This window comes from Acidithiobacillus ferriphilus, assembly GCF_018854775.1.
GTDB classification, from domain to species: Bacteria; Pseudomonadota; Gammaproteobacteria; order Acidithiobacillales; family Acidithiobacillaceae; genus Acidithiobacillus; species Acidithiobacillus ferriphilus.
This window is the reverse complement of record NZ_JAAZTY010000084.1, coordinates 1-22,693: the sequence shown is the minus strand read 5'-3', so window position 1 is coordinate 22,693 and position 22,693 is coordinate 1. Positions and strand designations below refer to the sequence as shown.

General features: G+C 57.7%; 25 protein-coding genes. 14 read left to right on the top strand and 11 right to left on the bottom strand.

Going from position 1 to position 22,693, the window contains the following annotated elements; genetic code table 11:
* Nucleotides 1-521: choice-of-anchor tandem repeat GloVer-containing protein (locus tag HF921_RS06810; RefSeq protein WP_215893554.1), on the top strand; the 521-nt coding region annotated here is incomplete at its 5' end.
* 328 nt (nt 522-849) lie between these two features.
* Here the strand turns inward: HF921_RS06810 and trmB are convergent.
* A complete protein-coding gene (gene trmB / locus HF921_RS06805) occupies nt 850-1,533 on the bottom strand; it encodes a tRNA (guanosine(46)-N7)-methyltransferase TrmB (RefSeq protein WP_226834373.1) in 684 nt (227 codons plus the stop codon).
* A gap of 50 nt (nt 1,534-1,583) precedes the next feature.
* Here trmB and purE point away from each other — a divergent pair, with 50 nt between their 5' ends.
* Both purE and HF921_RS06795 read left to right on the top strand, forming a co-directional pair.
* Complete coding sequence (gene purE, locus HF921_RS06800) at nt 1,584-2,081, top strand: 5-(carboxyamino)imidazole ribonucleotide mutase (protein ID WP_215849030.1); 498 nt, start codon at nt 1,584-1,586, stop codon at nt 2,079-2,081.
* Nucleotides 2,078-3,211 carry a 5-(carboxyamino)imidazole ribonucleotide synthase gene (locus HF921_RS06795; protein ID WP_215891951.1) on the top strand — a complete coding sequence of 378 codons (1,134 nt, stop codon included), beginning with the start codon at nt 2,078-2,080 and terminating at the stop codon, nt 3,209-3,211. Before purE ends, HF921_RS06795 begins: the two co-directional genes overlap by 4 nt.
* Nucleotides 3,212-3,245: 34 nt before the next feature.
* On the opposite strand, the gene HF921_RS06790 is transcribed toward HF921_RS06795, so the two are convergent.
* From HF921_RS06790 to smpB, 3 genes are read right to left on the bottom strand one after another with little or no spacing between them, the layout of a single operon-like run.
* Nucleotides 3,246-3,758: a disulfide bond formation protein B gene (locus HF921_RS06790; protein ID WP_064220151.1), complete on the bottom strand. Its 513-nt coding sequence runs from the start codon at nt 3,756-3,758 to the stop codon at nt 3,246-3,248.
* Nucleotides 3,759-3,788: 30 nt separating this feature from the next.
* Nucleotides 3,789-5,462, bottom strand: a complete 1,674-nt coding sequence (locus tag HF921_RS06785; RefSeq protein ID WP_215893553.1) for an ArnT family glycosyltransferase — start codon at nt 5,460-5,462, stop codon at nt 3,789-3,791.
* Nucleotides 5,455-5,919, bottom strand: coding sequence for an SsrA-binding protein SmpB (gene smpB, locus HF921_RS06780; RefSeq protein ID WP_064219295.1), 465 nt, complete (start codon nt 5,917-5,919; stop codon nt 5,455-5,457). Before smpB ends, HF921_RS06785 begins: the two co-directional genes overlap by 8 nt.
* Before the next feature lie 127 nt (nt 5,920-6,046).
* Between smpB and HF921_RS06775 the strand changes: the two genes are divergently transcribed.
* Both HF921_RS06775 and HF921_RS06770 read left to right on the top strand, forming a co-directional pair.
* Nucleotides 6,047-7,216 (top strand): phospholipase D-like domain-containing protein, encoded by a 1,170-nt coding sequence (locus HF921_RS06775; protein ID WP_064219296.1) that lies wholly within the window; start codon nt 6,047-6,049, stop codon nt 7,214-7,216.
* Between the two features lie 9 nt (nt 7,217-7,225).
* Nucleotides 7,226-7,690: a type II toxin-antitoxin system RatA family toxin gene (locus HF921_RS06770; RefSeq protein ID WP_064219297.1), complete on the top strand. Its 465-nt coding sequence runs from the start codon at nt 7,226-7,228 to the stop codon at nt 7,688-7,690.
* Between the two features lie 16 nt (nt 7,691-7,706).
* Here the strand turns inward: HF921_RS06770 and HF921_RS06765 are convergent, their stop codons facing one another.
* On the bottom strand, nt 7,707-8,054 hold the full coding sequence (locus HF921_RS06765) for an outer membrane protein assembly factor BamE (protein ID WP_064219298.1): 348 nt from the start codon (nt 8,052-8,054) through the stop codon (nt 7,707-7,709).
* Between the two features lie 66 nt (nt 8,055-8,120).
* Between HF921_RS06765 and fur the strand changes: the two genes are divergently transcribed.
* Complete coding sequence (gene fur, locus HF921_RS06760) at nt 8,121-8,594, top strand: ferric iron uptake transcriptional regulator (RefSeq protein WP_064219299.1); 474 nt, start codon at nt 8,121-8,123, stop codon at nt 8,592-8,594.
* Here fur and proB read toward each other — a convergent pair.
* The 5 genes from proB to HF921_RS06735 all read right to left on the bottom strand — a co-directional run bounded on the left by proB (nt 8,591) and on the right by HF921_RS06735 (nt 11,988).
* The gene (gene proB / locus HF921_RS06755; RefSeq protein WP_215893552.1) at nt 8,591-9,721 is read right to left on the bottom strand and encodes a glutamate 5-kinase; all 1,131 of its coding nucleotides are present in this window, start codon (nt 9,719-9,721) and stop codon (nt 8,591-8,593) included. The two genes, fur and proB, sit on opposite strands and share 4 nt — an antisense overlap.
* A complete protein-coding gene (gene cgtA, locus HF921_RS06750) occupies nt 9,718-10,842 on the bottom strand; it encodes an Obg family GTPase CgtA (RefSeq protein ID WP_064219301.1) in 1,125 nt (374 codons plus the stop codon). The genes proB and cgtA overlap by 4 nt, the downstream gene beginning before the upstream one ends.
* Before the next feature lie 55 nt (nt 10,843-10,897).
* Nucleotides 10,898-11,158: a 50S ribosomal protein L27 gene (gene rpmA, locus HF921_RS06745; RefSeq protein WP_009565803.1), complete on the bottom strand. Its 261-nt coding sequence runs from the start codon at nt 11,156-11,158 to the stop codon at nt 10,898-10,900.
* Between the two features lie 11 nt (nt 11,159-11,169).
* Nucleotides 11,170-11,481, bottom strand: coding sequence for a 50S ribosomal protein L21 (rplU, locus tag HF921_RS06740; RefSeq protein ID WP_064219302.1), 312 nt, complete (start codon nt 11,479-11,481; stop codon nt 11,170-11,172).
* A gap of 69 nt (nt 11,482-11,550) precedes the next feature.
* On the bottom strand, nt 11,551-11,988 hold the full coding sequence (locus HF921_RS06735; protein ID WP_215891950.1) for a YaiI/YqxD family protein: 438 nt from the start codon (nt 11,986-11,988) through the stop codon (nt 11,551-11,553).
* Between the two features lie 167 nt (nt 11,989-12,155).
* On the opposite strand from HF921_RS06735, the gene HF921_RS06730 reads away from it, so the two are divergent.
* Genes HF921_RS06730 through HF921_RS06695 form a run of 8 tightly spaced genes read left to right on the top strand, consistent with a single transcriptional unit; the run spans nt 12,156 to nt 21,793 of the window.
* Nucleotides 12,156-15,260 (top strand): type I restriction endonuclease subunit R, encoded by a 3,105-nt coding sequence (locus HF921_RS06730; RefSeq protein ID WP_215891949.1) that lies wholly within the window; start codon nt 12,156-12,158, stop codon nt 15,258-15,260.
* A complete protein-coding gene (locus tag HF921_RS06725; protein ID WP_215891948.1) occupies nt 15,250-16,590 on the top strand; it encodes a restriction endonuclease subunit S in 1,341 nt (446 codons plus the stop codon). Before HF921_RS06730 ends, HF921_RS06725 begins: the two co-directional genes overlap by 11 nt.
* Nucleotides 16,591-16,611: 21 nt before the next feature.
* Nucleotides 16,612-17,874: a hypothetical protein gene (locus tag HF921_RS06720; RefSeq protein WP_215893551.1), complete on the top strand. Its 1,263-nt coding sequence runs from the start codon at nt 16,612-16,614 to the stop codon at nt 17,872-17,874.
* A complete protein-coding gene (locus HF921_RS06715; RefSeq protein ID WP_215891946.1) occupies nt 17,871-18,731 on the top strand; it encodes a DNA adenine methylase in 861 nt (286 codons plus the stop codon). The genes HF921_RS06720 and HF921_RS06715 overlap by 4 nt, the downstream gene beginning before the upstream one ends.
* A gap of 14 nt (nt 18,732-18,745) precedes the next feature.
* Complete coding sequence (locus tag HF921_RS06710; protein WP_215893550.1) at nt 18,746-18,856, top strand: type I restriction-modification system subunit M N-terminal domain-containing protein; 111 nt, start codon at nt 18,746-18,748, stop codon at nt 18,854-18,856.
* Nucleotides 18,853-19,131 (top strand): hypothetical protein, encoded by a 279-nt coding sequence (locus HF921_RS06705; RefSeq protein ID WP_215891945.1) that lies wholly within the window; start codon nt 18,853-18,855, stop codon nt 19,129-19,131. The genes HF921_RS06710 and HF921_RS06705 overlap by 4 nt, the downstream gene beginning before the upstream one ends.
* Nucleotides 19,119-20,159 (top strand): PDDEXK nuclease domain-containing protein, encoded by a 1,041-nt coding sequence (locus tag HF921_RS06700; RefSeq protein ID WP_215893549.1) that lies wholly within the window; start codon nt 19,119-19,121, stop codon nt 20,157-20,159. The genes HF921_RS06705 and HF921_RS06700 overlap by 13 nt, the downstream gene beginning before the upstream one ends.
* On the top strand, nt 20,156-21,793 hold the full coding sequence (locus HF921_RS06695; RefSeq protein ID WP_215893548.1) for a type I restriction-modification system subunit M: 1,638 nt from the start codon (nt 20,156-20,158) through the stop codon (nt 21,791-21,793). Before HF921_RS06700 ends, HF921_RS06695 begins: the two co-directional genes overlap by 4 nt.
* A gap of 174 nt (nt 21,794-21,967) precedes the next feature.
* Here HF921_RS06695 and HF921_RS06690 read toward each other — a convergent pair.
* Nucleotides 21,968-22,693, bottom strand: a 726-nt coding sequence (locus HF921_RS06690) for a SulP family inorganic anion transporter (protein ID WP_264318187.1), incomplete at its 5' end; no start/stop codon positions are given.

Below are 22,693 nucleotides of genomic sequence, written 5' to 3'. Positions count from 1 at the left end.
CGTTCTACTCCTTCGGCGGCAACGATGGCAACGATGGAGATCAGCCTAACGGCGGCTTAGTGATGGCCGCCAGCGGCAACCTCTATGGCACAACCATCGGCGGCGGCACTGATAACTTAGGCACGGTGTTCAAGATCACTCCGTCCGGGGTTGAGTCTGTGTTGTACTCCTTCGGCGGCGGCTATGATGGCAGCAGCAGCCCTAACGGCGGCTTGGTGATGGACGTCAGCGGCAACCTTTATGGCACAGCCGACGGCGGCGGCAAGCTCGGCATTATCGGCTACCTTACCGTCTACCTTTCCAGGATACTTGGAACTCCCTCTTCCTTATCCGGCGGATTAGGCACGGTGTTCAAGATCACTCCGTCCGGGGTTGCGTCCGTGCTGCACTCCTTCGGCACCGGCAACGTTTGGCAGGACCCTAACGGCGGCATGGTGATGGCCGCCAGCGGCAACCTCTATGGCACAACCAGCCTCGGCGGCACCGACCACTCCGGCACTGTGTTCAGGATCACCCCTTGAGCGAGCTTGGGATAGTGGACCTCATATATGTCCAGGCGGGCTCGGGAACCATGCCCGCCTGGTTGCGGTAGGTTGTGCCGGTTGGCCACGATAGGAACGTTTTCTAAACACTTCGTTTCTGGACGTCCGGTAACGCTGCATACTTGCCATCGGAAGCTCACCCGGAGGCAGAGAATCCGCGAGACGCCAGGATGTTATTTTTTGTCGGGGAAAGCCGTTAGGCAATCGCGCTATAATGATCCAGGATGAAACATTAATTTTTCTGTAGTTGGCAAGAATGCTGCGCTCGCGCATGAGGCAATGCCAATTGCCGGAATGTCGTGGGTGCTCACGCGAGGCGTCGATAACAGAGATCATGGACCGCATGCCCCAGTCGCTGTCCGCGGCGCTCAAAGCGGGTAAGGATGCGGTTGTCGGGGCGGGGGGCGTAACCGGCGTCGGGCTGGGTATTCTGCAGGCCTGGGGTGGCATTGAGAATGGCCAGCATCTGTTCGGCATAATCTGCCCAGTCTGTGGCCATCTGCAACTCGCCGCCGGGTACCAGCAGGCGGCATAGTAGCGCAGCGAAATCCGGCTGAATGAGACGGCGTTTTTGCTGTCGTTTTTTCGGCCAGGGATCGGGGAACTGGATGATGATGCATTGCAGCAGAGCTTCGGGCAGAGTCTGCAGCCAGGTAACCACATCATCATGAACAATGCGGACGTTGTCCGTCCCGGTTTCCAGCAGTTGCAGCAGCAGAGACCCGACGCCGGGGGTGTGTACCTCGGCACCGAGGCAGCCCCAGCCCGGTCTTTGCCGGGCGATAGCGGCCAGATGTTCACCGTTACCGAAGCCTATTTCCAGCAACAGCGGTCTCTGGCCCTTCCAGGGGTCCTGCCAGACGGCATGGGCGTCTATCTGCCAGGCGGGTAAGTGCTCGGCCACGGCGCGCGCCTGGGCAGCGGTGATACGGCCTTGACGCAGCACAAAACTGCGAATGGGGGGATGACCGACCTTGAGAGCTTCTTCCATGACAGGCATTATAACCTGTTTAGCGTTAGGTCCTAGAGAGGAGGGCGGGCATGGAACACCCCTTGGTTGGTGTGGTGATGGGTAGCGACAGCGACTGGGAAGTCATGCGCGCTGCGGTAGAGCAATTGCGGGCGCTGGCGATTCCCTGTGAACGGCGTGTCGTCTCCGCACACCGCACGCCGGATCTACTCTTTGAATATGCCACCAGCGCCATGTCGCGGGGACTGCGCTGCATTATCGCCGGTGCTGGGGGCGCGGCGCACCTGCCCGGCATGTTGGCATCCAAGACCATGGTGCCGGTGCTGGGCGTGCCCGTGCCATCCAAACATTTGCAAGGCATGGATTCCCTGCTTTCCATCGTGCAAATGCCCAAGGGTGTGCCGGTGGCGACCTTTGCTATCGGCACGGCGGGGGCGGCCAACGCCGGTCTGTTTGCCGCGGCGATACTGGCGGGCGCCGATGCGGAGCTGGCTCAGCGCTTGCAGGATTTCCGGACACGGCAGGCGGCGGCAGTCATGGCGACGACCCTGCCGGAGATTGCCCTTTGATTTTGCCTGGTGCCACGCTGGGAATACTGGGTGGTGGACAGCTCGGGCAAATGTTCTGCCTTGCCGCCCGGCGTATGGGGTATGACGTCTGGGTGCTGGATCCCGACCGTGATTGTCCGGCCGCTGCAGTGGCGGACCGGCACCTCTGTGCGGCTTACGAAGACGAAATCGCTTTACAGGCATTGACCGATGCTTGTGCGGCGGTCACCACAGAATTCGAGAATGTGCCGCTGATTGCTCTGGAACGTATTGCCCGGAAGGTGCCGCTGCGCCCAGGTGCCAGGGCGGTGGCTATTGCTCAGGATCGCGCCCAGGAAAAGGCTTTCTTCCGCGATCTGGGTTTGGCCATTGCGCCTTTTGCGCTGCTGCGCAGTAGCGCCGATCTGGCAGGCGCAGCGGCTACCGTAACTTTCCCGGCCATTCTCAAAACCACCCGTTTTGGTTACGACGGGAAGGGACAGGTGGAGCTTGCTTCCCCGGAGGACCTGCCCGGTGCCTGGACGGCCATGGGGGGAGCGGATGCGGTGTTGGAGGCGCGTGTTGCCCTGGCGCAGGAAATTTCTGTCGTTCTGGCCCGTGCTGACGATGGCATGATGGTTTTTTATCCCGTCGCCGAAAATGTTCATCACCGGGGTGTTCTCGACCTGAGCAGTGTCCCGGCGCGCACGACGGATGAGCTACAGGATCTCGCCCGGCGCAGCGCCGCGCGTATTGCCGAGGCGCTGGATTATGTGGGTGTGCTCGCGGTCGAATTTTTTGTGGATAAGGCGGGGCAATTGCTGGTCAATGAGATGGCGCCACGTCCCCACAACAGCGGTCATTTCACCATAGATGCTTGTGTGCACAGTCAGTTTGACCAGCAGGTCCGGACCCTCTGTGCCTTACCTCTCGGGGATACCCGCCTGATCAGCCCGGTGGTGATGATGAATCTGTTGGGTGATCTTTGGGAAAGTGGCGCCCCGGACTGGGATGCACTACTGCGCCATCCACAGCTCAAGCTGTATCTGTATGGTAAGAAGCAAGCCCGGTCACGGCGTAAAATGGGGCATGTGAATGCGCTCGCTATGGATACCGGACGCGCCATCGCCATTCTCGAAACCTTGCGCTGCGATTGGCACTGGCCACGCTGACGGAAACTGCATAATCGTTGTGGTGGCCAGAGGCCTAGCGTTTCCCAAGGCGTCCGGCAAGCCACTGTGCGAGCCAGAGTAATACGGCGCAGATGAGGAAAAAGACCAGACTCCAGTGGGTGATGGGCCATCCGGCTAAGGTGCGGGCACCGGCGGCAGCACAGGAACCGTGTCCGGAGAGCGCCGAGGCGAAGTCCTTACCCCAAGACCCGAAGCTGTGCTCACCCGGAAGGAGGTGCACGGCTGCGCATCTCTCCACCCGGTGGGTTGCTACTGCGGCGAGATGCCACTGCCATCCGGCAAGGCCAGCCCCCGCTAAGGCATAGGCACTGGCCAGCAGCCATAATCCGCGCTGCGCTGCGCCCGTCCAGAAGAGCCCCAACACGACGATGACCAGCACGGCGAGGTTGGCCAGGCGCTGATATACACAGAGGCTACAGGGTGTGTAGTCCATGGCAAATTGTAACCAGAGTGCCAGCGCAAATGCGCTTGTTGCAGCTAGCACCACCAGTACGGCGATCAGTGAAGGTAAATGCCTGGGATTCATGATGCGTTCAGTAAATTTCTCCGTTGCGTGTTATCGGGTAAAGCAAACCTTGTGTGAAGAGCTTCGAATACGTAGTAGAGCGATGTACTTCCGGCTATAGAGCTCATAACCCGAGTAGAGTTCATGAATGCGTAGCGTCTTGGGTAAATGTGCGCGTATCGCGGGTATATCCTGGGCGGAAAGTGCGAGATAGGCCGTACCCTGACCATCGGCCACCACGCGATTGAGTTCTTGCAGGTTTTTCAACTGATGTACCGGCATGGCGCCGCGCCCGCCGTAGAACAGAAAACTGGGCTCGAACCATCGCCAGGTGGCGATGGCGTAGGGTTCTGTGCCCTCGCTGGCACGGATCATGCGGCCCATGGTCGCGGAGGGTTTTAGGGTATCCAGGGCCGGTACCGCCAGGAGCATCAAGCAAGCAGTAATTGCCACCGCCCCGGCGCCCAGACTGCTGATAACCGGTAGCAGCAGGCCGCGCCAGGCGAAGAGTAGGGCTAGCAACGCCGCAATAATATAAGGAAAACCCAGAGCGGCCATGATATCGCCGAGGGGCGGAATTCGCTCCGGTACCAGCCAGGCTCCCAGCACCACCAATGCCACACCCACCAGAAATAACGCCCCGAGTGACAGGAATACACCCCGGCGGCTGAGTGGTTGCGTCTGGTTGAGGGCTCCATAAAGGCGTGCTGCAATGAGAATAAAGAGGGCCGGATAAGCCTCCCAGACATAATTGGGGAGCTTGGTGGCACCAAGGCTGAAGAAAGCGACCCAGGTAACGGCCCAGACCAGCATAAAGGCATCCGCGGGCGTTTGTCGTAGCAGTGTACCCCGCCGCCGCCAGAGTTCGGCGAAGGTCTGTGGTAGAAAGACCGTCCAGGGCAGTAGCGCCAGCGCAATGGTAAACAGATAGTAATAAAAGGGTCCATGATGCCCCTGCATGGCGACGGCGTAGCGATTAACATTCTGCTGATCAACGAACAGCCAGTCCCAGACCCAGTGGGTTTCAACACCCACTGCCAGGTACCAGGGCAGGGTGATGACCAGAAAGAGCGGAATCCCCCAGGCCAGATGTCCATTGCGCCAGAGACTCGGCAATTCCCGGCGCAGCAACAGAAAAATCACGATGATAAGGCCGGGTAGGAGGAAACCGATGGGGCCTTTAGCCAAGGTCGCTAACCCCATCGCACCACAGGCGATCAGAGTACCGCGACGTTCTTCCTCCGGATAGAGATAACCCCGCAGATAGGAAATCAGGGCGATCGCGACGAAAAGAATCAGCAGCGGGTCAGGTACAGCGGCCCGGAAGATGATCTGACTATGCAGGGCGGTGGCGGTCAGCAAGCCTGCCAATAGTGCGGTCTGGTCCCCGTACAGGCGGCGTAAGGCGAGGGCCAGATAGAACACCAGCAACGCCCCCATAGCCACCGAGCCGACGCGCAAGCCCCAACTGTTCATCCCCAGCAGTCGTACCCCGGCCCACATCAGCCAGTAGTTGAGGATAGGCTTGTCCGGGCGTAGCGCTGCGCTGAAAGTGGGTACTACCAGATTGTGATGCAGCATCATTTCTTTCAGAGCCTGAGCATTGTTGGGTTCATCAACGTCCCAGAGGCTGGCATCTCCGGTATGAAAGGCAAAAAGCCAGAAGGCGAAAAGGAAGAGAAGCAGCGCCTGGAAGACAAACGTCCCCCGTCGCGGTTCAGACATCCCTCGCCCCGCCCTTCATGATGCGCGCCTTGTCCCGTTGCCACTCCCGATCTTTGACCGTGGCGCGTTTGTCATGCTCCTGCTTGCCTTTCACCAGCGCGATCTCTACTTTGGCCCGACCCTGTTTCCAGTACATGGCGAGGGGCACGATCGTAAAACCTTTGCGCTCGACGCTGCCGATCATGCGGTTGATCTGTTCTCTATGCATCAGCAGCTTGCGTGTGCGGGTCGGATCGGGATTTATATGGGTGCTGGCGGTGAGCAGTGGGCTGATGTGCGCGCCCAACAACCATAACTCCCCATTTTTGATAATGATGTAGCTGTCCTTGAGATTGAGACGGTTGGCGCGCAACGACTTTACTTCCCAGCCTTGCAAGACCATGCCGGCCTCAAAGCGCTCTTCGATAAAGTACTCGTGTTTCGCCTCGCGATTGAGGGCGATGGTGCTGCTGCTCATCCTGCTACTCCCCTGCCGGTCAACTGTGTATTGTACGGGAAAAGACCGCGCGGCAGAAAGCCAGGATTGACTTTGCTGCGCTTCCTGTAGAAGGTGAACGATTTGTACTGGCGCGGAGTCCGAAGACGTGTCGAAGTCATTGCCCAAACGTTTTGCGCCCTATCGCCAAAGGCATTGGGAGTCTTTTGCCGAAGCCGTGCTGCTGAGCGAAATGTCGACTATTACCGAATGGCTGGAGCTGCGCCTGCTGGATGCGCATGCCGAGATTCTCTTTGAGAACTATATTTTTGTCGAAGGCGTTTGGCCCGAGCGCGTCTTGCGTATCCTCTGTGATAAGGCGGTGGCGGGAGTACGGGTCTACATCACTCTGGATGCTTTGGGCAGCGGCAGTTTCCCGAGTCGTTGGGTGACTGAGTTGCGCGCCGCTGGCGCCCATTTACACTGGTACCACCGCCTACAACTCAAGGGGCTGGAAAAAAGGCTGCGACGCAGCCACCGACGTGTCGTGGTGGTGGATGGCCAGTGGGCCGCGGTTGGCGGTTTTGCGATTTCCGATGTCTGGATCGGCGGCGCGCCAGGTATGGTGCCGTATCGTGAGATGCTCTTTGCCTGTCGCGGCAATTTAGCGGAGCAAAGCCGCCAGATTTTTTTTCGTCACCGTCCAGAGGCCCTTCCGTCCTTGGATGCGACCGCGTTTTCCCAACCTGATGCCCGGTGGTGGGGGCAGGGCCGATTTTTAGAGGGCACGCCGCCGGGCAGTCTCGCTGTGCGTCGCCGTCTGTTGGCCGCCATCCGTGCGGCGCGCAGCAGTGTCTGGATAGCCACCCCTTACTTTAACCCGGATCCGATCATCCTGCGTGCCATCTACCGTGCCGTGCAGCGTGGTGTGGATGTCCGGCTCCTGCTGGCTGGCCGGATCACCGACCATCCACTTTTGCGATTCGGAATTCAGGCGTATTATCAAAAGCTGATGCGCAGGGGGGTGCATGTTTACGAATATGAAGGCGCCTTTCTGCATGCGAAATATCTGTTGGTGGACGGTTCCTGGGCGTCGATCGGCTCCGCTAATTTTGATTTTCTGAGTTTGTGGTTCAATCATGAACTCAACTTGGAATTACGCGCTCCGCTTGCCGCGCTTTTGCTGCGCACCTTGTTTTTACGCGAGTTCGCCCAAGCGCGGGAAATCGACCCGGAGCCTTGGCGCAGGCGCCCCCGTTGGCGACGAATCATCGAATGGTTTTGGGCGCAACTGGATCGTTGGGTGCAGGCGCATGCACTGGGTCAGCGCCGTTATTGAGAGGGTTTCATGCATCATATTTGTAAAACCGCCGTGCTGCCTTATAGCGCTGCGCAAATTTTTGCCCTGATAGAGGATGTTCGTGCCTATCCGCAATTTTTACCCTGGTGTGGACGGACCCGGATCATCCAGTCGAAAGACGAAGAAGTGGTCGCCGAGATCACCATCTCCCACGGTGCTTTCGGCAAGTCCTTCACCACAAGAAACCGCTATCAGCGGCCCAAGCTGGCAGAGCTGCGACTGGTGAATGGTCCCTTCCGTTTTCTGGAAGGGCTCTGGCAGTTGGAGCCGGATGCCAGAGGCACCAAAGTAACGCTGGATATGCGCTTCGAGTTCGCTTCACGATTGGTGGGTGCCCTTCTGGAGCCCATCTTCAAACATGCGGCGGAAACGATGGTGCAACGCTTTGCCCAACGCGCGCGGGTTGTTTATGGTCAGCCGGACGCCCTGGAAGTGCAAAAGCCGGACGGCTAGGCGCCGTCCGGCCAGATTAAGAGGTGGTGCCTGCGGTCGGTGAGGCGGTGCTTTGTGCATCTCCATGTATGCTGATCAGCTTCCCGTCCTTACCAAAAAACACCCGCACCTTGCGGACTTTCGTGGCACCATAGGCGGGCTTGAGGCTGTAGGCGTAAATCCACTGATGCGGATGCCAGGGATCCTGCAGGAGCGGTGAGCCGAGAATGCTACGTACCTGCAACATATCCATACCGGGGTGCAGATCGGCTAGTTCTTTAGCGGTGATGATGTTGCCTTGCTGTACATTGACGCGATAAATACTACAGGCGCCGAGCAACAGAGCACAGAAAGTAAGCAGAGTAATTAGGCGGAAGCTTCTCATGGTCCTTGTCTTAGGCGTCAGGTGCAACTATCCTAAACCATTACGCATGGCCATTGCTACGAGCGAATGAACTACGAACGAACAAACAGCGATGAATTGAAGCGAGCCGGCCTCAAGGCAACCTTGCCCAGGCTGAAGATACTCCGCATCTTCGAGGACAGCGACACCCGCCATCTGACTGCGGAAGAAATTTATCGACAGTTGCTGGAGGCCGGTGAAGAGGTGGGTCTGGCCACGGTATATCGTGTGCTTACCCAGTTTGAAATGGCCGGATTGGTGCGAAGGCATCACTTCGAGGGCGATAAGGCGATTTTTGAGCTCAACGAAACGGGGCACCACGATCATATGGTCTGCACGGCCTGCGGCAAGGTGCTGGAGTTTTTCGATGAGGCGCTGGAAGCGCGGCAGCAGGAAATCGCTGCGAATCAGGGCTTCTTTATCAGCGATCATAGCCTTTATCTCTATGGTACCTGTCGTGGTATGCAGGATGTAGGGATTTGTTCGCTGCGGGATGAATTGCCCGGAGGCCGTACGAGTTAGCTGCTGTCGCTGCTGAGCACCAGGTTGTCGCGGTGGATGATCTCAATCTCATCCACATCGCCGAACAAGGTATTCAGCGCTTTGCTGCCCTTGCCCAGACGCAGCAAAACCTCCTGCCTTGCGAAGTTCACTAAGCCACGGGCTACTTCCTGGCCTTCCGGATCAACGCAGCACAGCAGGTCGCCGCGTTGAAAATCGCCCTCGACGGCGGTGATGCCGACCGGGAGCAAGCTGCTGCCCCTTTCCCGGAGTACCCGTGCGGCGCCTGCGTCCAGATGGAGTGTTCCGGTCGGGCGTAGTTGCCCCGCCAGCCAGCGTTTGCGGGCCGCCAGTTTGGCTACGCCCGGACGGAAGTACGTTCCTATCTCCTCCCCGGCCCACAGGCGTAACAGTACGTTTTCAGTGCTGCCTGGGGCGATAAGGGTGGCGGCACCAGACTGGGCAGCGCGGCTCGCCGCCCGTACTTTGGTGATCATGCCCCCGCTCCCCAGCGCTGTCCCGGCACCACCCGCCATTCGCAGCAGTTCGGGATCTCCGGCTTGTACTTCCGTGAGTAGGCGGGCATCAGGATCGTGGCGCGGGTCTTTATTATAAAGCCCCGCCTGATCAGTCAGAATTACCAGTAGGTCGGCCTCCAGTAAATTGGCGACCATGGCTGCCAGCGTATCATTATCGCCAAAGCGGATTTCGGCACTGGCAATCGCGTCATTTTCATTGATGATGGGAACTACGCCCATCTCCAGCAAAATGCGCAGAGTGGCGCGGGCGTTGAGATAACGCTGGCGATCTCGCAAATCTTCATGGGTAAGCAGGACTTGGCTGCCATGCACGCCGCCGCGGCGCAAGAAGTCTTCATAGACCTGGATAAGTGCCGCCTGACCAACGCTGGCAGCCGCCTGCAGTTGGTGCAGGGCGGTAGGACGGACTTGCCAGCCGAGGCGCTCCATGCCGGCAGCCACCGCGCCGGAGGAGACGAGAACAATCTCGGTGCCATTGCGGCGGAGTACCAATATTTGTGTGACCCAGGCTTCAATAGCGGCGAGATCCAAGCCCTGGCCATTATTGGTGAGCAGGCTGCTGCCGATCTTGATGACCCAGCGCTGCGCGGTTTTCAGGTCGCGATTCACGCCTCGTTCTCTTCCCAGTCGGCGTCAAGGTCGTCTCCTTGCCAGTCCTCCAAGACCTCGTATTCGTCACTTTCGTCACTCCAGTCCTCGGACTGCTTGGGATCGGGGGCAGGAGGCAGGTCGGGGAGGGCTTGCCAGATGGCATATACCAAGGTCTCACATCCGGCACCACTGGCGGCCGAGATCAGAAAGGCGGGGCCTTGCCATTGCAGCGCTTCGCGAATTTGCTGAAAGCGTGCCGCCGCCTCATCTTCCGGAAAGAGATCCGACTTGTTGACCACCAACCAGCGCGGCTGCTGGGCCAGGGCCGGACTATAGGCGGCCAGCTCCGCTTCCAGCGCACGGATATTGGTTGCCGGATCGCTCCCATCGACGGGGGCCATATCCACCAAATGCAGGAGCAGACGGGTACGGCTGAGGTGTTTGAGAAAGCGGGTGCCCAGCCCGGCGCCTTCGGAGGCACCCGGAATGAGGCCGGGAATGTCGGCGAGTACAAAAGACTCGTGGGTGGCGACGCGGACGACGCCGAGATTGGGATAGAGGGTAGTGAAGGGATAGTCTGCCACTTTGGGACGGGCGGCACTGACAGCCCGGATAAGAGTGCTTTTACCTGCATTAGGCAGACCCAGCAGTCCGACATCGGCGAGCAGGCGCAACTCCAGGCGCAGGTTTCGCTCCTCGCCTGCAGCGCCTTTCTCAAACTGACGGGGCGCACGGTTGGTACTCGATTTATACGACAGATTACCATGCCCGCCGCGGCCACTCTGGGCGACCAATAGCCGTTCGCCTTCGGTACGCAGGTCACCGAGCAATTCGCGGGTGTCGTCGTCATACACCAGGGTGCCGACCGGGACTTTGATCTCCAGGTCGTGGCCAGCGCGGCCCGTCATCTGGCGCCCGGCGCCGCCGTGACCATTTTCGGCACGATAGCGGCGCTGGTAGCGGAAGTCGATGAGGGTGTTGAGGCTGGCCTGAGCTACCAGATAAACACCGCCGCCGCGTCCGCCATCGCCGCCATCGGGGCCGCCGAAAGGAATAAACTTCTCGCGGCGAAAACTCACCGATCCATGGCCGCCGTTACCGGAGGCCACATGAATGCGTACTTCGTCAATAAATTTCATAGAAAAACCCCGCTCCCGCAGAAACGGGGCGGGGTCCCTCTGGACAGAGGCCTGCTTAGGCCGCTGAAACGACGCTGACGGTGCGCACCTGACGCGGACCCTTGCGCTCGAACTTCACGACACCCTCGGCGGTGGCAAAGAGCGTATGGTCTTTGCCGATGCCGACGTTGGCGCCTGGATAAAACTGGGTGCCACGCTGACGAATAATGATGTTGCCGCTGATGACTTCCTGTCCAGCGTAGCGCTTGACGCCCAGACGCTTGGATTCGGAATCGCGGCCGTTACGGGAGGAACCTCCAGCCTTCTTATGTGCCATGATTGTGCTCCTTAGGCTTCAATGCCGGTGATGCGGACTTCGGTAAAATACTGACGATGGCCCTGCTGCTTGCGGTAATGCTTGCGCCGACGCATCTTGAAAATATGTACCTTTTTGGCGCGACCCTGGCTGAGTACGGTGGCCTTCACCGCGGCACCCTCCACCAGGGGGCGGCCTACCTGGACATCACTGCCGACGCCGACCATGAGGACACGGTCCAGTGCGAGTTCGGCACCGGGCTCTACTTCCATTCTTTCGAGCCGGAGCTTGTCGCCCACTGCCACCCGATACTGTTTGCCACCATTCTCAATGACCGCGTACATCACAAACCTCCAACAAGGGTTTCGCCGATACTGCCCGGAAAAGTTCGCAAGGATAGCGTTATCAGTCTATTAACGCAAGAGGAAATCCAGAGCGTTGGCAAAGGCCTGGCGGTCGGCTTGGCTCAGGGTGGCGGGGCCGCCGGTACGCACGCCGGAATCCCGAAGCTGTTCCATCATGTCCCGTATCCGCAGGCGTTCGTGGATGGTTTCGGGGGAATACCGCTCGCCGCGCGGGCTGAGGGCATGGCCATTTTTTTCAAGTACGGCAGCAGCCAGAGGGATATCCGCAGTGATCACCAGATCGCCCGCTTCAATGCGGCGCACGATTTCATCGTCGGCCACATCAAAGCCTCCCGGCACTACCACACTGCGAATATGAGCAGATTGGGGCACGTGCAGGGGCTGATTGGCGACCAGAGTCAGGGGCAGTTTCAGACGCGTACTGGCGCGAAACAGAATTTCCTTGATGACATTGGGGCAGGCGTCGGCATCGACCCAGATATGCATGGAAGCACTCGGAAATGTTGGAGGAATGGACCTTGGCACAGACGGGGCTAGCTGGCAATGCCAGCATCTCGTCACGTAAGCGACCAACCACTTAACGGAAAACGGCAAAATTTTGTCCTTTAAGCCCGGCAGCGTAGAATGCACAAAAACATGCCGCCGGAGAACGCATGAAACCGGAAAACCGCGCCCGGAAACAGATCGATGCCCCAGACACCTACAGTCGGCCCTCTGATGCCCCGGGTTCCGTCGTCCGGGAGGACACCATCGAATACGGCTTCATCGGCACACTCCAAGGCCTCAAGTACGACTATCGTGAAGACATCCGCGATCGCGCCGCGTTGGAGAAAAACTTCCGCGAAAAATTCGAGGCGCTGAACCGCGTCCGCCTCACGGATACCGAGTTCGCCCGTCTGCTCGATGAAATCGTCACCCCGGATGTTTTCACCGCTGCCAAGACCCTGCGCAGCATCAATGCCTTCACCCGCGACGATGGCACGCCGCTGAACTACACGCTGGTGAACCTCAAGGACTGGTGCAAAAACCATTTCGAGGTCATCAACCAGCTCCGCATCAACACCGACAACAGCCACCACCGCTACGACGTCATCCTGCTCATCAACGGCGTGCCCTGTGTGCAGATCGAGCTCAAGACCCTCGGCGTGAATCCACGCCGGGCCATGGAGCAAATCGTCGAATACAAGCACGACCCCGGCAACGGCTATACCAAGACGCTGCTCTGCTTCATGCAGCTTTTCATTGTCAGCAACCGCGACCGCACCTACTACTTCGCCAACAACAACGCCCGTCACTTCGCTTTCAACGCCGACGAGCGCTTTTTACCCATCTATGAGTTCGCGGACGAGGACAACAGCAAGATCACCCACCTCGACGCCTTCGCCGAGCGCTTCCTGAAAAAGTGCGACCTCGGCCGCACCATCAGCCGCTACATGGTGCTGCTCGCCGGGGAACAGAAGCTCATGATCATGCGGCCCTACCAGGTCTATGCCGTGCAGCACATGGTGAAGTGCATCGACGAAGACAACGGCAACGGCTACATCTGGCACACCACCGGTTCAGGAAAAACGCTCACCTCTTTCAAGGCTTCCACCCTGCTGAAGGAAAACGACCACATCCACAAATGCGTCTTCGTCGTGGACCGCAAAGACCTCGACCGCCAGACGCGGGAGGAATTCAACAAGTTCCAGGAAGGCTGCGTTGAGGAGAACACCAACACCGCCGCCCTCGTGCGCCGCCTGCTTTCCGAGGACTACGCCGACAAGGTCATCGTCACCACCATTCAAAAGCTCGGCCTCGCGCTGATTGAGACCAGCAAGCGCAACAAGCAACGCAAAAAGAACGGCCAGGCCACCTACAAGGAGCAGCTCGAAGCCCTGAAGGACAACCGCATCGTCTTCATCTTCGACGAGTGCCACCGCTCGCAGTTCGGCGAGAATCACAAGGCGATCAAAGCGTTCTTCCCGAAGGCGCAGCTCTTCGGTTTCACCGGCACGCCCATCTTCGAGGCCAACGCCTCCTTGCAGAAGATCGAGGACACCACGGCCTCCATGCGCACCACGGAAGACCTTTTCCAGAAGCAGCTGCACGCCTACACTATTACGCACGCCATCGAGGACGGCAACGTGCTGCGCTTCCATGTGGATTACTTCAAGCCCGAAGGAAGAAACCCGCCAAAACCCGGCGAGCCTATTGCGAAGAAGGCCGTCATCGAGGCCATCCTTTCCAAGCACGATGCCGCCACCAGCGGACGCCGCTTCAACGCCATCCTCGCTACCGCGTCCATCAACGACGCCATCGAATACCACGCGCTGTTCAAGACCATGCAGGCCGAGAAACAGGCCGCCGATCCCGACTTCAAGCCGCTGAACATCGCCTGCGTCTTCTCCCCGCCGGCACAGCTCGCGGAGAATCCCGAAAGCAAAAAGGACATCGAGCAGCTCTCCGAAGACCTACCGCAAGAGCAGGAAGACAACAAGGTCGAGCCGGAAGCGAAGAAGAAGGCGCTTGAAGCCATCCTCGTCGACTACAACGCCCGCTACGGCACCAATCACCGCCTCAGCGAGTTCGATCTCTACTACCAGGATGTACAAAAGCGCATCAAAGACCAGCAGTGGCCGAATGCCGATTACCCCGCCGCGCAGAAGATCGACATCACCATCGTCGTGGACATGCTGCTCACCGGCTTCGATTCCAAGTTCCTGAACACGCTCTACGTGGACAAGAACCTCAAGCACCACGGCTTGATCCAGGCCTTCTCCCGCACCAACCGCGTGCTCAACAGCACCAAGCCCTACGGCAACATCCTCGACTTCCGCCAGCAACAAGATGCAGTCGATGCCGCCATCGCCCTTTTCTCCGGCGAGAAAACTGGCGAGCAGGCGCGGGAAATCTGGCTGGTGGAAAAAGCCCCAGTGGTAATCGAAAAATTGCAGGAAGCGGTGCAAAAGCTGGATGCGTTCATGCAGTCCCAGGGGCTGGCCTGCACACCTTCCGCCGTGGCGAATCTCAAGGGCGATGCCGCCAAGACCGTCTTTATCGAGCGTTTCAAGGAAGTCCAGCGACTCAAGACCCAGCTCGACCAATACACCGACCTCACCGGGGAAAACAAAGCCACCATCGAGCAGGTGCTGCCCGATGAAAACCTGCGCGGCTTCAAAGGCCAGTATCTGGAAACCGCCAAAAAGCTCAAAGACCAGCAGGGCAAGGGCGGCGACAAAGAAGGCGTTGACAATCCTGTGGACCAGCTCGACTTCGAGTTCGTCCTGTTCGCCTCTGCCGTCATCGATTACGACTACATCATGGGCCTCATCGCCCGCTTCTCGGCCAAGGGACCGGGCAAGTCGAAGATGACCCGAGAGCAACTCATCGGCCTCATCAGCGCCGATGCCAAGTTCATGAACGAGCGCGACGACATCGCCGAATACATCGGCACGCTCCAGGCAGGCGAGGGCCTCAGTGAAACCGCCATCCGCGAGGGCTACACACGTTTCAAGGCGGAGAAAAACGCCAGGGAACTCGCCGCCATCGCCGCCAAGCACGGCCTCGCCACCGCCGCCCTGCAAACCTTCGTGGACGGCATCCTCGACCGCATGATCTTCGATGGCGAGCAGCTCGGCGACCTCATGGCGCCGTTGGAATTAGGCTGGAAAGCCCGTACCCAGGCCGAGCTCGCCCTCATGGAAGACTTGCATCCACTTCTCACCAAGCGCGCCGGTGGCCGCGACATCTCAGGACTCAGTGCGTATGACCAGTAAGAACAAAACCACCGCCACGAAGGAAGAGGCAAAGCCCACGCTGGTGCCGAAGCTGCGGTTTCCGGAGTTTCGGGGGGCGGAGGGATGGGCACCCGAGCCGATGGGCGAAGTCTATTCGTTCAAAGGCAACAACTCACTCTCACGCGACAAGCTGAACTATGTGGCTGGTTCAGTGAAGAACATCCATTACGGTGACATTCACACCAAGTTCTCGACCCACTTCGACGTCACGAAGGAGCTTGTTCCATTCATCAATGAATCCGAGGAAGGCATCGTTCGCGATGAAAACCTGTGCGCCGAAGGCGACATGATTTTTGCAGACGCTTCCGAGGATTTGGCAGATATCGGCAAGAGCATCGAGATTGTCCGCCTGAACGGGGAGCGTGTGATTTCGGGACTGCACACGATTCTCGCCCGGCGGATAGGAGAACGAATCTCTTTGGGGTTTGGCGGACACCTCTTCAAATCGGGATGGGTTCGCACTCAGATTCAGAAGGAGGCTCAAGGGGCGAAGGTCTTGGGCATTTCTCCGACGCGTCTGCGGAACCTGCGCTTGCCGCTGCCGCACGACAAAGCCGAACAACAAAAAATCGCCGAGTGCCTGAGTTCGGTGGACGAGCTGATGGCCGCGCAAGCGCGGAAAGTGGACGCGCTCAAGACCCATAAAAAAGGGCTGATGCAGCAGCTTTTCCCCCGCGAAGGCGAAACCCAACCCCGCCTCCGCTTCCCCGAATTTCAAAACGCCGGGGAGTGGGACGACCAGTCAATTGGTGATTTTGGACAAGTAGTCACCGGCAGCACGCCTAGCACAGCGCAGCCCGCTTTCTATGGCGGCGGCGTCCCTTTCGTTTCGCCTGCGGACATCTCCGACCTGCGGTTTGTCGATCAGACCAAGACCACACTGACCCCTGAAGGTTTTGCGGAGACCCGCCCCATCCGAGCGGGAAGCGTCCTCTTCGTGTGCATTGGCTCCACGATTGGGAAGGTGGCGAAGAACGTTCATGAATGTGCGACGAACCAGCAGATCAACGCAATCGTCCCCAGTTCCAAGCACTCGGATGATTTCGTTTATTTCGCGCTCTCCTACGCCTCGGAGCGCATTGCCTTACTCGCGGGAAGGCAGGCGGTCCCCATTATCAACAAGAGCCTGTTCTCTTCGGTGCGGCTCCTCGTCCCCAAGCTACCCGAACAACAACGCATCGCATCGTGCCTGAGCAGCCTCGATGCTCTGATCACCGCCGAAACCCAAAAGCTCGAAGTCCTCAAGACCCACAAGAAAGGCCTGATGCAGCAGCTTTTCCCTTCTCCTGATAGTGACCATTGGCATTAATCTCAAATGGAATCAGATCGAATGAAACACCAGGAACTGACAGTCAAGGTAACGGACATTCACTTGGATCAGGAGAATCCTCGTTTTCCTCCAGTTAATTCCCAACGAGAAGCAATCGACGCAATGTTGGCAGACAAAAAGGCGAACATTGTCACGCTGGCATTGGATATATATCAGAACGGACTCAACCCGAGTTCCAGGCTGATCCTATTCAAGTCAGGCTCGCACTTTGTTGACGGTGACGGCAACCGAAGGTTAACGGCGTTGAAGATCTTGGAGACTCCATCGCTGGCAGACGCGTTTCCGAAGCTCCGAAAACGAATTGATGCAATTCTAAAGCGGCCTGGATCAGTGCCGACAGAAGTTGGGTGTGTTGTTTTTAGCGATCGCAACACCGCACGGCATTGGATATCGATCAACCACGGTGGCGAGCAAGATGGGCGAGGCCACATCGATTGGAATGCCGAACAAAAGGACCGTTTCGAGCGCAAACCCTCTATTGGATTAGAAGCATTGGACCTGCTGACGCACAAGGGCCTGATCACCACTGACGACAAGGCGCGGGTCAATAAATCAACCTTGGATCGCTTGTTGAGCTACAAGGAAGTGAAGTCGAATTTATCTATCTCCAAGAAAGGTGATCACTTCGCTTTTGGAAATGTCGATCACCTGCGAAAAGTAGTTTTGAACCTGAGGGGCAAGGCTGTTGATGAGGTTTACACGGCAACGAAAGGAAATAAATTCGTCCAGGAAGCGATTGCCTCGCCTGGAACTGCCCCTGCAGATACAGGCGGTAATTCCACAGCCGGTTCCGGAAATCCACCTAATGGGGAACCCGGCCAAGGAAGCCGTTCCCGGAGGATAAAGAAACCGAGCCTTCCTGTTTTTGGAGGCAAACTGTCCCTTAAGACAGGCCACATTAACAACCTCTACCGCGACGTCGAAAGTCTGCATGACTTCTATCAAACAGAAAGAAGCCGACTCTCCGCAGACTTTATCGTGATCATCAGGATGTCTTTGAGAATGCTGGCCGAGACTGCCGCGAAAGACGCGAAAAAGGATCTCAAAGATTACCTAACAGAGTATTTCGACGCCGCAAAAAAATCTTTGGACCAGAACGCAAAAACCACCTTGTCGAACCAAAGTGTGAACAAGGATTCAATCGTTAAACTTTTTCACACTGGCGCCCACGATTACCACAATTCAAAGAACGAGGAACAGGCGTTTGCGCTTTCAATTATTCTCGGGGCAATGCTAGTCCTTAGCCACGGGAAACAACCATGAGCATTGCTTATTCACCGCTCCGATATCCGGGAGGGAAAAACTGCATTTTTCCTTTCGTGTCGAGCTTGATCGCCGAGAATGGATTGACCGGCTGTAAATATATTGAGCCTTACGCAGGTGGTGCCGGATTAGCGTTACGCCTCCTTTTTGAGGAATATGCGGGAACGATAGTCATCAACGACTTGGATCCTTTGGTTCATGCTTTTTGGCGCATGTGCATTAACGAGCCGGAGCGGTTCATCGGCTGGATCGAAAGAACGCCAGTCTCAGTTGCCACATGGAAAAAGTGTAAAGAAAAAATTGGGCGGATAAACACTGAGGATGATTTCGAGTTGGCGACCTCATTTTTCTTCCTGAATCGGACGAATGTTTCCGGGGTTTTGAAGGGCGGTGTGATCGGTGGACTTGACCAAACAGGAAATTACAAAATCGACGCCCGGTTCAATAAGGTGGAGCTGATACGAAAGGTCGAGAAGATCGCACGCTTTTCCAACCGCATCCGGGTCGCAAACCTCGATGGTGTCGAGTTGATCAAAAGCTGCGCAGTTGGCACGACTGAATCCTTTATCTACCTTGATCCACCTTACTACCAGAAGGGGGCAAATCTATACCTCAATGCCTTCAAAGATGCGGATCACGAGAAGTTAGCCAAATATGTCAGCAAGCTATCCATCCCATGGTTGCTCTCATATGACAATCATTCTTTCATCACGAACCTATACGAGCGGTTTGAGAAGCGGGCTTATAAGTTGCAGCACTCGACTTCCAACAAGATTGGTGACGAGGTTCTGATCTTTTCCAAGAAGACCAAATTTCAGGAGTCGCTGGTGCATCTTACCTCTGTGGTCACCGTCTGACCCCCGCCAGCATCATGACCGAGACCAATCAAAAACAACTGGGCAACACCTTCTGGAGCATTGCCGATCAACTGCGCGGGGTGGTGGAAGGGGACGATTTCCGCGAGTCTGCTCCAACACCATGAACGACCTGATTCTCTACACCACCGAAGACGGTCGCAGCCAGATCAAACTGCGGGCGCAGGAGCAGACCGTCTGGCTGACGCAGTTGGAGATGGCGGAACTCTTCGATACCACGAAGCAGAACATCTCTCTGTACCTGAAAAACGTCTTCGAGGGCGGGGAATTGGACCTGGCGGCAACTGTCAAGGAATCCTTGACAGATCAAGCAGGGTTCAACCGGCCAGCAACGACCGAGAAATGCTCGGTCGTTCAGAAGGAGCTGGCATGGGCGAACTGACCCGATTCCACGCAGACATCAAGGCCATCCTGGAGCAGGCGCGCAGCAAGGCGCGTTCGGCGGTGAATTCGGCCATGGTGGAGGCGTACTGGCTGGTCGGTCAGCGCATCGTGCAGGAAGAGCAGCAAGGGCAGCACAAGGCTCAGTACGGCACGCGCCTGATGGAGGCGTTGTCCATTGCCTTGACGGCGGATTTCGGCAAAGGTTTTTCCTATGCCAACCTGTATAACTTCCGTCAGTTTTACCGGGTCTTTCCCGACCAACAGATTCTCTACACGCTGTGTAGAGAATTGAGCTGGAGCCATCTGCGCCTGATCATTCGGGCCGACTCGCCCAAGGCCATTGAGTACTACTGCAAGGAAGCACGGGAGCAAAACTGGACGGTGCGCCAGCTGGAGCGGCACATCAAGACCCAGAGCTTTCAGCGCCTGCTGTCCAGCCAGGTTGAGGCGCCGACTGACTCAGCGGCCAAGGCCGCGCATCTGGACTTCATCAAGGACCCCTACGTGCTGGAGTTCTTGCAGTTGCCGGAATCGGGTCAGCTCAAGGAGAGTGCGTTGGAGCAGGCCATCATCGACGAGCTGCAGAAGTTCCTGCTGGAGCTGGGTAAGGGCTTTTCGTTCGTGGCTCGGCAAATGCGCATCAGCACCGAGACCAGCCACTTCTTTATGGACCTGGTCTTCTACAACTATCTGCTCAAGTGCTTTGTCATCATTGACCTGAAGACGGGCAAACTCACCCACCAGGACATTGGCCAGATGGACATGTATGTGCGCATGTTCGACGACCTCAAGCGCGGCGAGGACGACAACCCGACCATCGGCATCATTCTGTGCGACAGCAAGGATGAAACGGTCGTCAAGTACTCGGTGATTCAGGAGAGTCGGCAGCTCTTTGCCTCCAAGTACCAGCGCATCTTGCCCACCGAAGAAGAACTGATTGCGGAGATTGAGCGTGAGAAGCGCTTGATCGGGGGGCGTAGCCATGAGCGGCCCCTCTCCGACGAACCGGACGAAAACACACCATGACCGAACAAAACCAAAAACAACTCGGCAACACCCTCTGGAGCATCGCCGACCAACTGCGCGGGGCGATGGATGCGGACGACTTCCGCGATTACATGCTCTCCTTTCTCTTCCTGCGCTATCTCTCCGACAATTACGAGACGGCGGCGAAAAAGGAGCTGGGGCGGGATTACCCGGATATCGCGTCTGACGTACTACGAGAAACCGGAGCAAGCACGCCTCTTCAGGTCTGGTACGAAGAGAACATGAACGACGTGCCTGCTTTCGAGAAGCAGATGCGCCGCAAGGTGCATTACGTCATCCAGCCCGCGCACCTGTGGAACAGCATCGCCAACCTGGCCCGCACCCAGAACGCGGAGCTGCTGAACACGCTGCAAGCGGGCTTCAAATACATCGAGACGGAATCCTTTGAGAGCACCTTCCAGGGCCTGTTCTCCGAGATTGACCTGAGTTCCCCCAAGCTGGGCAAGAAGTATGAGGACCGGAATGCCAAGCTCTGCACCATCATCCAGAAGATCGCCGAAGGGCTGGCGGAGTTCTCCACGGACATTGACGCGCTGGGTGATGCCTATGAATACCTGATCGGCCAGTTTGCCGCCGGGTCCGGCAAGAAGGCGGGCGAGTTCTACACGCCGCAGCAGATTTCCGACATCCTCTCCGCCATCGTCACGCTGGACAGCCAGGAACCGAAAACCGGGACGAAGAAGCGGCTGGAGAGCGTGATGGACTTCGCCTGCGGTTCCGGCTCGCTGCTGCTCAACGTGCGCAAGAAGGTGAACAAGGCAGGCGGCACCATCGGCAAAATCTTCGGCCAGGAGAAGAACATCACCACCTACAACCTGGCCCGCATGAACATGCTGCTGCACGGGGTGAAGGACACGGAGTTCGAGATCTTCCACGGCGACACCCTGCTCAACGAGTGGGACATGATGCGGGAGCAGAACCCGGCGAAGAAGCCGAGCTTCGACGCCATCGTCGCCAATCCACCTTTTAGCTACCGCTGGGAGCCGACCGACGCGCTGGCCGATGATGTGCGCTTCAAAAGCCACGGCCTCGCCCCCAAGTCCGCTGCCGACTTCGCCTTCCTGCTGCACGGCTTCCACTTCCTCAAAGACGAAGGCGTGATGGCGATCATCCTGCCCCACGGCGTGCTCTTCCGTGGCGGCGCCGAGGAACGCATCCGCACCAAGCTGCTCAAGGACGGCCACATCGACACTGTCATCGGCCTGCCCGCGAACCTCTTCTACTCCACCGGCATCCCCGTTTGCATCCTCGTGCTGAAGAAGTGCAAGAAGCCCGACGACGTGCTGTTCATCAACGCCGCTGAGCATTTCGTGAAAGGCAAGCGCCAGAACCAATTGACCAAAGAACACATCAACCGGATTGTCGATACCTACCAGTTCCGCAAGGAAGAGCCGCGCTACGCCCGCCGCGTGGACATGGCGGAGATCGAGAAGAACGACTTTAACCTGAATATCTCCCGCTATATCAGCACGACGGTGGCCGAGGAGGAAATCGACCTCGCGGCGACCCATGTGCGCCTGGTGGACATCGAGCGGGCTATCCAGATCGCGACCGCGAAACACAACGCTTTCCTCAAAGAACTCGGTAAGCCGCTGTTACCGTCGGCGGACTGAAAATTTACATGACTTAGAGTGCGGAGCTTGGCCGCCCGTTTCCCGAACCGTTATTACGGTATTCACGTCAAGCATATTCGGCGGCCGGGCATCGGGAGCCTTGTACATTAGCCGATCAGGTCGGGCGGTGGAACTATCAGGAACTCCGATGGCCTGTTTCCGCACATGTCGGTGTCAGACGGGGGCCTTCAGCACCGGCGCATCAAAGCCTTGTTCGCGCAGTCGGATGCCGCGCAAGGGTGCGGAGCGTTCAAAATCCCTGATCACTTCGAGGACATCGTGATCGATGAAACCCACATGTTCGCCATCCAGTATGACCTCTGCACCCTTGGGCAGCCGCTCCAGGATATGGGAGAGCCGTGCCTTGTTAACAAATGTCACCTCCCGATTCAGCGCAATTTTGTAAGCGGAACCCTCCCGTCCAATCTCAATGGCGCTGTGGTAGTTGGCCTTGAGCACAAAGAACACACCTGCCAGCAGGCCAACGACCACCCCGGTAATGAGACTGCTGAGCAGAATCGCGACAATGGTGATTACAAACGGAAGATACTGAGATTTATCCAGCCTAAACATTCGCTTGAATATACTTGGATGGGCCAGCTTGAAGCCGACGAAAATCAGGATGGAGGCTAACGCAGCCAGCGGAATCCGGTTCATCAGCGTTGCCAGAAACAGTACGGCAAGTAGCAGAAACAGGCCATGTAGAAAGGCACTCGCCTTAGTGCGTGCCCCCGCCGCCACGTTGGCGGTACTGCGCACGATAACCGCCGCCACCGGAAGGCCGCCGATGAGGCCACTGGCGACATTGGCGATGCCCTGACCCAGCAGCTCGCGGTCCAGCGGCGTGCGCCGTTTGTAGGTATCGAGTTTGTCGGCTGCTTCGATAGAAAGCAGGCTTTC

Excerpts from the sequence above, each read along its gene's own strand:
- trmB (WP_226834373.1), bottom strand. The coding sequence starts at position 1,533 with ATGGAAGAAGCTCTCAAGGTCGGTCATCCCCCCATTCGCAGTTTTGTG.
- purE (WP_215849030.1), top strand. The coding sequence starts at position 1,584 with ATGGAACACCCCTTGGTTGGTGTGGTGATGGGTAGCGACAGCGACTGG.
- HF921_RS06790 (WP_064220151.1), bottom strand. The coding sequence starts at position 3,758 with ATGAATCCCAGGCATTTACCTTCACTGATCGCCGTACTGGTGGTGCTA.
- HF921_RS06785 (WP_215893553.1), bottom strand. The coding sequence starts at position 5,462 with ATGTCTGAACCGCGACGGGGGACGTTTGTCTTCCAGGCGCTGCTTCTC.
- smpB (WP_064219295.1), bottom strand. The coding sequence starts at position 5,919 with ATGAGCAGCAGCACCATCGCCCTCAATCGCGAGGCGAAACACGAGTAC.
- HF921_RS06770 (WP_064219297.1), top strand. The coding sequence starts at position 7,226 with ATGCATCATATTTGTAAAACCGCCGTGCTGCCTTATAGCGCTGCGCAA.
- HF921_RS06765 (WP_064219298.1), bottom strand. The coding sequence starts at position 8,054 with ATGAGAAGCTTCCGCCTAATTACTCTGCTTACTTTCTGTGCTCTGTTG.
- fur (WP_064219299.1), top strand. The coding sequence starts at position 8,121 with ATGAACTACGAACGAACAAACAGCGATGAATTGAAGCGAGCCGGCCTC.
- cgtA (WP_064219301.1), bottom strand. The coding sequence starts at position 10,842 with ATGAAATTTATTGACGAAGTACGCATTCATGTGGCCTCCGGTAACGGC.
- rpmA (WP_009565803.1), bottom strand. The coding sequence starts at position 11,158 with ATGGCACATAAGAAGGCTGGAGGTTCCTCCCGTAACGGCCGCGATTCC.
- rplU (WP_064219302.1), bottom strand. The coding sequence starts at position 11,481 with ATGTACGCGGTCATTGAGAATGGTGGCAAACAGTATCGGGTGGCAGTG.
- HF921_RS06735 (WP_215891950.1), bottom strand. The coding sequence starts at position 11,988 with ATGCATATCTGGGTCGATGCCGACGCCTGCCCCAATGTCATCAAGGAA.
- HF921_RS06730 (WP_215891949.1), top strand. The coding sequence starts at position 12,156 with ATGAAACCGGAAAACCGCGCCCGGAAACAGATCGATGCCCCAGACACC.
- HF921_RS06725 (WP_215891948.1), top strand. The coding sequence starts at position 15,250 with ATGACCAGTAAGAACAAAACCACCGCCACGAAGGAAGAGGCAAAGCCC.
- HF921_RS06720 (WP_215893551.1), top strand. The coding sequence starts at position 16,612 with ATGAAACACCAGGAACTGACAGTCAAGGTAACGGACATTCACTTGGAT.
- HF921_RS06715 (WP_215891946.1), top strand. The coding sequence starts at position 17,871 with ATGAGCATTGCTTATTCACCGCTCCGATATCCGGGAGGGAAAAACTGC.
- HF921_RS06710 (WP_215893550.1), top strand. The coding sequence starts at position 18,746 with ATGACCGAGACCAATCAAAAACAACTGGGCAACACCTTCTGGAGCATT.
- HF921_RS06705 (WP_215891945.1), top strand. The coding sequence starts at position 18,853 with ATGAACGACCTGATTCTCTACACCACCGAAGACGGTCGCAGCCAGATC.
- HF921_RS06700 (WP_215893549.1), top strand. The coding sequence starts at position 19,119 with ATGGGCGAACTGACCCGATTCCACGCAGACATCAAGGCCATCCTGGAG.
- HF921_RS06695 (WP_215893548.1), top strand. The coding sequence starts at position 20,156 with ATGACCGAACAAAACCAAAAACAACTCGGCAACACCCTCTGGAGCATC.